Origin of the sequence: Methanobrevibacter sp. (assembly GCF_045539575.1) — an archaeon.
In the GTDB taxonomy this organism is placed as follows: Archaea; Methanobacteriota; Methanobacteria; order Methanobacteriales; family Methanobacteriaceae; genus Methanocatella.
Genome location: NZ_JAZQFM010000019.1, coordinates 1 through 8,830, shown reverse-complemented (window position 1 = coordinate 8,830; position 8,830 = coordinate 1). Strand labels below are relative to the sequence as shown.

Annotated in this window: 10 protein-coding genes; 7 read left to right on the top strand and 3 right to left on the bottom strand. The window is 34.5% G+C overall.

What is annotated here, in order from left to right; genetic code table 11:
* Window positions 1-71: 71 nt before the first annotated feature.
* The 5 genes from ACKI30_RS02165 (at window position 72) to ACKI30_RS02145 (ending at window position 3,156) form a co-directional block, all read left to right on the top strand.
* The gene (locus ACKI30_RS02165; protein ID WP_407409506.1) at window positions 72-599 is read left to right on the top strand and encodes a hypothetical protein; all 528 of its coding nucleotides are present in this window, start codon (window positions 72-74) and stop codon (window positions 597-599) included.
* 71 nt (window positions 600-670) lie between these two features.
* Window positions 671-1,264, top strand: a complete 594-nt coding sequence (locus ACKI30_RS02160) for a hypothetical protein (RefSeq protein WP_407409504.1) — start codon at window positions 671-673, stop codon at window positions 1,262-1,264.
* Window positions 1,265-1,688: 424 nt separating this feature from the next.
* On the top strand, window positions 1,689-1,916 hold the full coding sequence (locus ACKI30_RS02155; RefSeq protein ID WP_407409502.1) for a hypothetical protein: 228 nt from the start codon (window positions 1,689-1,691) through the stop codon (window positions 1,914-1,916).
* Between the two features lie 267 nt (window positions 1,917-2,183).
* A complete protein-coding gene (locus tag ACKI30_RS02150; protein ID WP_407409500.1) occupies window positions 2,184-2,648 on the top strand; it encodes a flavodoxin in 465 nt (154 codons plus the stop codon).
* A complete protein-coding gene (locus ACKI30_RS02145) occupies window positions 2,641-3,156 on the top strand; it encodes a flavodoxin family protein (protein ID WP_407409498.1) in 516 nt (171 codons plus the stop codon). Before ACKI30_RS02150 ends, ACKI30_RS02145 begins: the two co-directional genes overlap by 8 nt.
* Window positions 3,157-3,187: 31 nt before the next feature.
* Here the strand turns inward: ACKI30_RS02145 and ACKI30_RS02140 are convergent, their stop codons facing one another.
* Complete coding sequence (locus ACKI30_RS02140; protein ID WP_407409496.1) at window positions 3,188-4,753, bottom strand: hypothetical protein; 1,566 nt, start codon at window positions 4,751-4,753, stop codon at window positions 3,188-3,190.
* Between the two features lie 160 nt (window positions 4,754-4,913).
* On the opposite strand from ACKI30_RS02140, the gene ACKI30_RS02135 reads away from it, so the two are divergent.
* Window positions 4,914-5,798 carry an ROK family protein gene (locus tag ACKI30_RS02135; RefSeq protein WP_407409494.1) on the top strand — a complete coding sequence of 295 codons (885 nt, stop codon included), beginning with the start codon at window positions 4,914-4,916 and terminating at the stop codon, window positions 5,796-5,798.
* Between the two features lie 189 nt (window positions 5,799-5,987).
* On the top strand, window positions 5,988-6,209 hold the full coding sequence (locus tag ACKI30_RS02130; RefSeq protein WP_292741538.1) for a hypothetical protein: 222 nt from the start codon (window positions 5,988-5,990) through the stop codon (window positions 6,207-6,209).
* Window positions 6,210-6,343: 134 nt separating this feature from the next.
* Here the strand turns inward: ACKI30_RS02130 and ACKI30_RS02125 are convergent, their stop codons facing one another.
* Both ACKI30_RS02125 and ACKI30_RS02120 read right to left on the bottom strand, forming a co-directional pair.
* Window positions 6,344-7,345 (bottom strand): acyltransferase, encoded by a 1,002-nt coding sequence (locus ACKI30_RS02125; RefSeq protein WP_407409492.1) that lies wholly within the window; start codon window positions 7,343-7,345, stop codon window positions 6,344-6,346.
* A 7-nt stretch (window positions 7,346-7,352) separates the two neighbouring features.
* A complete protein-coding gene (locus tag ACKI30_RS02120; RefSeq protein WP_407409490.1) occupies window positions 7,353-8,783 on the bottom strand; it encodes a flippase in 1,431 nt (476 codons plus the stop codon).
* Window positions 8,784-8,830: the final 47 nt, after the last annotated feature.

Below are 8,830 nucleotides of genomic sequence, written 5' to 3'. Positions count from 1 at the left end.
AACAAACTATTCAAACTTTGTAATTTTAAAAATAGAAGTATATAAATAATGTAAAGGGTATATTATAATATATGCTCTCTATAAAACCCTTTACAAGTAATAATTTTGTTGACATTTTAAATAAACCTTTGTATTTTTTTGATTGTGATCGGTTAAATATTTGTAATTTAATCGGTCCGGATGATTTGGGCTTTTTCCAGGAATATTATTATGATTACTATTCGGAAATCATATATTATGAGTATGACAGACCATTATGTCCAAATTGCAATAGTTCCATGAACAACAATGGTTCAAGGCCTGCAAAACCCAATAAATGGGAAAATATATGTAAAAAACAGTATATTTGTCCAGAATGTGGGAAAACACACACTACAAATTTAGAAAATTTTATAAAACGATATTCAAATTATACACGTGCCATTTGTGAAAAATCATTAGAATATGAGTCCATTGTTTATTTATCGTATCAAAAAAAGGCAGAACTAATTGAAATTGAAAATGGAATAAAATTACCACGTCAAACAGCATATTATCATGAATCAAAATATTCTGAATCATTCATCACAAAAAAGAAGAAAACCTTCAAAAACTCATAAAACAAACAAATATCGAACCTAGCGGAATATACCACTACGACGAAGAATATTTATACGAAAATGGAATAAATATGGTTAGATTAACCATAATAGATGCAGTAACAAATTTAATAATTAATGACCAAATAATTTTTCAAGAAGATTTCAACAACGAATTCATGGAAATCTTTTTAAAATACAGTTTAGAAGGATTACCTAAAAAAATACTAATAACAGACGGCCATATGGCCTATCCCCCAATAATTGAAAGAATTTGCATAAAACACCAACTCTGCATATTCCATATAATCAAAAACCAGTATGATCAATCCTACAAAATAATCAACAAAATCCAAAGAAGAATAAAAAGCCTAGAAACAAAAATAGACAAAAATGAAGCACGAATACAAAAAATAAAAAACAAAAGTAAAGGAATTGAAGGAAAAGTAAATAAAAATGACATAACACGCCAAAATAGAATAAAAAGTAGAAAAAAATTAGAAAAACAAACAAGACAACTCAGAAAAGATTTATCTGAGAAAAGAAAAGAACTATACGAACAAGAAAGAATAAACGAAAGAATACGGGCAATATACGATACAGACACTAAAAAAGCTGCAAAACAACGATTCAACACAATTTACAACAAAATAAATCAATTTGACAAAAAACCCAGAATTTCTTAAAAACTCTTGAAAAGAAATTCGACAAAACAACAGAATACTACAAAAACCCACAAATACCACGAACAAACAACAAGATAGAAGGATACTTCAAAATAACACTACCAAGACATTTAAAAAGAACATTTAGAACACAAAAAGGACTAATGCGATGGATAAGACTACAAAAAGCACGATGGACACAAAGAAATGTTTTTTACAACCTCAATTAAAAACCAATAATTAAACAAAAAACAAAGCAAAATCATGACAATTTTTGACAGTGCCATTTTAAACACTTTGTTTTACATTTAATCCTTTATATATCTTTATTTTTTAATTTTAACATGCAAGTAAGTACTTGCACTCGAAAAACTTTATATATGTGCCTTTTTATACTATTATATAGATTTCAAAAGCCTAATACGTAAAACAGGAGCAGATTAAAATGAACAACAGAATAATTATACGAGGACTGATTATTGCATTGGTTGTGTCGCTCGTGGTGGCTGGCGTCTATGCTGCCGAAGCAGACACCCACACAGACCATGACACAACCAATAGGGTGGATAGATTATATTTAAGCGGATCAGGTGATGTCGCACATGTTCATGAATTCTCCCCAGAAATTGGCAGCTATATTCCTGATACCGCACCTGCTGCATTGAATAGCTAGAAAATACTATTCAATGCAACCTCTCTTTTTTTTAAATCATTTAACCATTCCATATATATATATTCTCATTTTCAATTAAATCTGATTTTTCAAATGACTGATGTTAATGCAAATGCGAGTTAATTATTTTATACTAAATGTTTCCAAAGTCCTTTTAATAAGTGCTTTATTGATTTAAAATGATGCAAATAGTCAGGCCATAAAATGAATTGTTGCGAAGATAAACAGATATATACAATAAGATACAATTTTTAACTAGGTGATATGATGAGTAATGTATTGGTAACATATTTCTCAGCAAGCGGAGTAACAAAAAGCATAGCGGAAAAAATTGCAGAAGAAAACGGCTACGACCTTTTTGAAATCAGACCTGTGGAAGCATACACTCCTGCAGATTTGGATTACATGGACAAGAACTCAAGGTCAACAATCGAGATGAACGACAAGTCATTCAGACCACCAATAGCAGAGACATGTGACGTTTCAGGCTATGACATCGTTGCCATAGGATTTCCTGTATGGTGGTACACCGCACCTACAATCATAAACACATTCATAGAAAGCGTTGATTTGACTGGAAAGACAATCAAAGTGTTCTGCACATCCGGAGGATCTGGCGTTGACAAATGCGTAAGCGACCTTCAGGATAGCTATCCTGAACTCAATTTCACAAAAGGAATGAGATTCATGGGCAACACATCAAATGCAAAAGGATGGATTGAAGATGAGTAAGAAAGTTGTTGTAATAAGTTCATCACCGAGAATCGGCGGAAATTCAGACACATTATGCGATGAGTTTGTAAAAGGTGCACTTGACGCCGACAATGCGGCTGTAAAGTATAATCTTGAGGAAATCAGATTCCATGCATGCAAGGCATGCTACAGATGCAAGACTCCTGAAATGAAGTGTTTCCAGGAAGACGGCTTGGCTGAGGTTCTCGACAAAATGATGGAGGCTGACGTAATAGTATATGCAACACCAGTATACTACTTTTCAATGTGCGGAACCCTTAAGAGATTCTTTGACAGGTGCTATCCGATATTCAGACACCTGGAAAACAAGGATTACTATATCATAACTGCAGCAGGCTCAAGAAACGGGGATGTTTTAACAAGCATCAGGGATTTCATAGGATTTTCCAAAAACCCGACTGAAAAGGCGGTTATTTCAGGATTCGGTGATGTGAAATCACAGCCTGAACTTTTAAAAGAAGCATATGATGCAGGTTTTCACTGCTAAAAATTAAAATTAGGAAAGAATTAAATCTTTCCTATCCTTTATAAGGATTTGAACTGTCGTATTTTTGACCGTTCACTGTAATTGAATATTCACCATATTCGATGTTTCCGCTAACAGCTAAAGAGGAAACTGAACTGTCACCAGTAAGTGTCCATGTGGAACCTTCAGCAACATTAACGGTTGTATTTCCGGTTGAGTTTATCTGACCTTTAAACTCTGTATTTTTCATGGTCCAGTTAAGGGAACTTATATTGTCAACGATAACGTTTCCATCTATTTTTTCGTTGTTTGTATTTAGCTCAGCTACTCCTCCGTTGGAGCCTGTTGTACCCCATTGGTTCTGACCGGATATTTCTAAAAATGTTCCGCTGCCGAAGCTTAACTCTGTATTGTCAAGGCTGATTACACATGCGGTGTTTGTTACATGAAACATCGGAGCCTCTTTATATACTGATGAGTCTTCAGCTATTGACAGTTTTGAGTCCTTTGCAGTAAAGAGGGATGTTCCCACATCAGCGTCTCCGCTCATGGATTGGTATATGAAAACACCGCCCAAATCAACATAATTGTCGCCATCCTTTCTGTTACCTTCTGCGTAACCTGTAAGGTCTGAGTTTGTAACTTCAATGGAGTTCTTACCTTCGATACATGCAATCTGGGACACGTATGCAGTACCCTTTGAGTTGTCGAGAGTAATGTTTCCTGTTGAATAGATTAAAGGTGATCCTCTGCCGCTGGTTTTGCTGACGCCTGTGTTGATGTCTGAGTTTTTGACATGCACTTCACCTTCTCCACGGTCTGTAGCAAGAGCGGCACAGCTTTGACCGTCAGTGTTGATGATTATGTTTTCTGCATTGATTATTCCCTTGTATGTTGCATCAAGACCTCTAGACTTGTCTGAATGGGTTGTTATTTTAACGTTTTTGACTGTTGCCTGTGTATTTCCGCTGACGTCACTTGCACCGGAAGGGTCTCCCCCACCGTTTCCAGGGGCCTGACCTCCTTCACCTGCACCTTCGCCTGATGGCATTTCAGGAGGCTGTCCGCCGTCTCCGCCTTGACCTGATCCTCCACCTGCTGCTTCAGGAGGTTGTGCTCCGTCTCCTCCAGGTTGGGTTGCGTTTGCTTCTGGAGCCGCACCTTGGCTTGCATTTCCTCCTCCTGTTGAGGTTGAAGCTTCAGAGTTAGTCACAAAAATTCCGTTTGACCCTTTGGAGTTGGTGTTGATTTCAACGTTGGAAATATCCAATGTACCGTTGGTGTTAACCAGAACGGCTGAATTGACACCATAAAAGTCAGCGTCATCGCCGGAAGTGGCAGTGTCTCCGGTCTTGTTTACAATTGAATCTTTCAATGTTAATTTTCCGTTGTTTGTTACAAAAATAGAGTTCAAATCACTTGTGCTGGCTGAAATCAATCCTTTCTCTTTTGATTCTTCGCTAGCATTCACTAAAAGATTTCCCATATCTTCAAGTGCACTTGCATCGACATTAACGGACGCAACTCCCGAAGAGGTGTTCGTGTTTGTCATTGCGAATGCACCTATGCCTATTATAATTACGATTGCAATTGCGGCAATCAGGTACTTTCTGTTCATAAAAGTAATAACTCGTAAGTTATATTTAAGTATTTTTAAAAAATTTTGATTTAATTTAATAATATTCATACTTTGAGATATAATCTGAAGATTGAATGTGCCTGAAGTAATTGACTTGAATAGAATATCTTTTTATAAAAGATTTTTTCAATTATTAAATATGGGAAATTATGCCTTTTCAGTTGATTTGGGAGGAACAACAACAAATTTTTCAGTTTTCGTTTCGGATGAAATAATATCTGAGTGGACAGTTCCGACTCCAAAAGACAATCTGGTTGACATGCTTGAAGATGAAATCAAAAGGGAAATTGCAAGGCTGGGCCTTAAAAGCACTGATTTTAAAGCTATTGTGATAGGCATAGCGGGCATTGTAAAGGATGGCATTGTCGTGAAGGCAGTAAATCTGAATTTGTCAGAATGTGATTTTGCAGCTATTCTGCAGTCCAGAGTCAATATAAATGTCATTGTCTTGAATGATGTTAATCTGCAGGCCATAGGAGAGTCTAAAAATTACAGCAGTCTCTTTTTAGTTACATTGGGAACCGGAATAGGTGCAGGGCTTGTAATCAACGGTCAGCTGGTGGAGGGCCACAACGGCATGGCCGGTGAAATTGGCCATATCTATCTTGATTCGGAAACTCCCGAGGAAAATGCATCAGCGGGAGGACTTGTAAAAACCGCAGAAAACTATCTGAAGTCAAATGACGATTCCTCATCGCTGAGGGATTTTGAAAAATTAACTGCTGAAGACATTTTCAATCAGGCAGGAATCGGCGATGAAGTGGCCTTAAAGATTATCAGAGATATCTATTTCAGATTCGGAAAGCTTTTGGCAGTAATCTGCAGTGCATTTGATCCTGAAGTCATAATAATTTCAGGGGGAATTTCTAACGCAGGAGAACTGCTTTTGGATATAATTAAAGAAGGATTCAGTGAAGCCGCATTTGGAAATACTGAAATTCTCATATCTGAGATGAAGGAAAAGGCGGCCGTTTATGGTGCAATGCAGATTGTTGGTAGCATTTCAGATATTGACAAATCATAATATTTATTTGGATAAAAATCTTTCTTTTTTTAAAATAAAATTTTAAATGACTTGTTTTATATTTTAAAGTAATTATGGTCTTTTTTAACTGTTTTTAAGATGCAAGTGAGCACTTACACTCGAAAAACTTTATATATGGTCGGTTTTATACTATTAAGTAGAGTTTGTAAAACTAAAACGGTGATTAAAATGAAAAGGGCAACATTAATTCAAGGATTGATATTTGTATTGGTTGTATCACTTGCAGTTGCAGCAGTGTATGCCGGTGAAGCAGGTGAAGTTTCTCAAGATGTTTCACATAATGATTCAACCAGTGGTGTAGATGGATTGTATATAAGTGGATCAGGTGATGTCTGTCATGTGGCAAGCTGCAATCAACCATTAGAAAACATTGCTACATTGCATCTGTGAAACAGCAATTTAAACACTTCAATTGTATAAGTAACTGATGATGGGGTTTTTCCTAATTTTGACCCCATCGTCCTCCAATTTTCAACACACTATTTTTTTATGATTTTTTTTTAAATTATTAATTTTTCAGGGTTTTAAACTCCACTGACCTTTTTGACGTATGGGATTTTGCTGAATACGTAAGGTAAAAGCCAGGACAGGAATATTGTCAATGCAAACATTGCTGGGAAGAGCACATTTGAATGCGGATTGATTTTGGACATGAACATGATTACGATAACATGTGAGAAGTACATTCCGTAGCTGCAAAGGCTTATTGAGCTGATGGCTTTTCCTATTGCATTGTTTTTAATTGAATTGAATTTATTTTCCTTATCCAGATATTCTATAAATAGGTACATTCCGATTCCCATAAACACAATCATGATATTCTGATACATCAGGGTAAGGGATGCAAATCCGTAGGTCTTGTCTGCAAATACGAAAACGGCCAGTGAAACGATTAATATCAAAAGGCCAATCTTCCACATTTTGCTGTCTGAGAAATTGAACTTTTTGGTTGACAGGTAATAGCCTAAAACGGGATATCCGATAAATCCTGCAAACCAGTCAAGCTTGAAGTACGGAAACAGCGGATACATGCTGAATGTGTTTAGGATTATTGTTATAAACCAGATTGCAAGGAAGTATTTCACTCCCTTTTCTCCGTATTCCTTTATGAATATGTTGATTATAGGTATTGCAAGATAGATTCCGATTAATGTCCAGAAATACCACATGATTGACGGATTTCCTATAAAAACGTTCCACATGTAGGCGTATGATTTGTGGAAATGGATGTTTGTCAGTGTTATGAGTATTATCCAGAAGATGAACGGTGTTACGATACGTGTGAATCTTCTTTTAATGAAATCTCCAAGGCTCGGATAGTCTCTGTTTAAAAGCAGTGCTCCGCTGATCATTAAAAATATTGGAACGCCTATTCTTCCGATGTCGTGGAAGGTCATCTTTGCTATGATTCCGATTGGTGTTGTAATGTTTCCGAAATAAAAGTCAACATGGCAGATTATAACTGCAATGATTGCAAATGCCCTTAGCAGGTCATAGTAAAATATTCTTTCTTTTTTAATGGCCATAGTATCACTAGTTTTTACCTAAAATCTCTTTAATTACATATTTATCATCGTCATCGAATACCCTTAATAAATAAACTGTTGCAAAGTAAATTATAATTCCAACAGGAAGTGCAACCCACATGTTTAAGTTTAAGAAGTATAATGCGATTCCTAAAATTATTGATCCAGCTATTATTTTAACTATGTCAAAGTATAATTTTTTATTTGGTCTGTGTCCTAAGTTATAGATTATATAAAATTGTATTATTACTATTAGTAAATCGCTTAAGACAGTTGTTATTGCAGCTCCATTGTATGAGAAGTGTGGAATCATAAAGAAGTTTAAAATAATATTAAATGCTGCTGCGACGGTGTAAATTCTTGTAACTACAGCTTCTTTGTGGGATGCATTGAGTAATGAATTAGTTGCACCACTTATGAATAGTAAACATACTGTCCAAATTAAAATAGATAAAACAGATGATGCTGCATCATATTTATGTCCGTAAATTAAATGTATTACATCAGTTGAATAAAATACTGTTGCAATTGCAATAGGTATAATCACGAGCATCAGATATTTGATTGATTTCTCAAAACTTATTAAAAGCATTGATTCATCATTTTCAAAGAATCTACTCATAACTGGGAAAATAACTGCAGTATAAACAGAATAGAATAATGTTAAAACTGAAATTAGTTTATATGTCGCATTATAAATTCCTGTTTCATAAGTTCCAACCATATTTGCAAGCATAACAACATCTATTGAGTAATATAATGTGTATAATAAACTATTTACTGCAAATGGGATTGAAATTATTGTAATTTTTTTACAAAAGTCTTTATCGAATTCGAATTTAGGTTTTGTAATATTTTTATTTAACACATAATATTCATATGAAAGTGCTACAAAATTAGCTATTATGTATGAAACAGCAATTCCAATAAGTCCTAAATCTGTAAAAATTGCAATGAGGATAAATATTAGTAGTAACAGGTGTAATATTGTATTTCCAATTCCTTGATATTTACCTTCTTCAAATGCTTGAAAAGACCCATTAAATAGGTAGATGTATGTTTTTATAAACATTTCTATTGTAAAGAGCATGGTAACTGTTATTACAAGTTCATTGGATTTCATTAATATTAATATTATTAATGTTAAAACTATTGTGACAATTGAAAAAATACTTTTTAAGGGGATTGCATTTCCAAGATATTTTGGAGCAGATTCATAATCTGTAGATATATGTCTAACAATATGAGTGCTGATTCCAAGGTCCATAAGTATGGATAAAATTCCAGTTAATGATGTGGCAAATCCAAAGATACCATAATTACTAACTCCTAAATATCTAGCCATTAATATTGTCCAGATAAAACCACAAACACTAGCTATTATCTGTGAAATTAATAACCAACTCATATTTTTAAAAATTGTTTGTACTTGACTCATAAAATCCTCTTTTGATTATTTTCAAAGAATACTTATAAAATATTTGT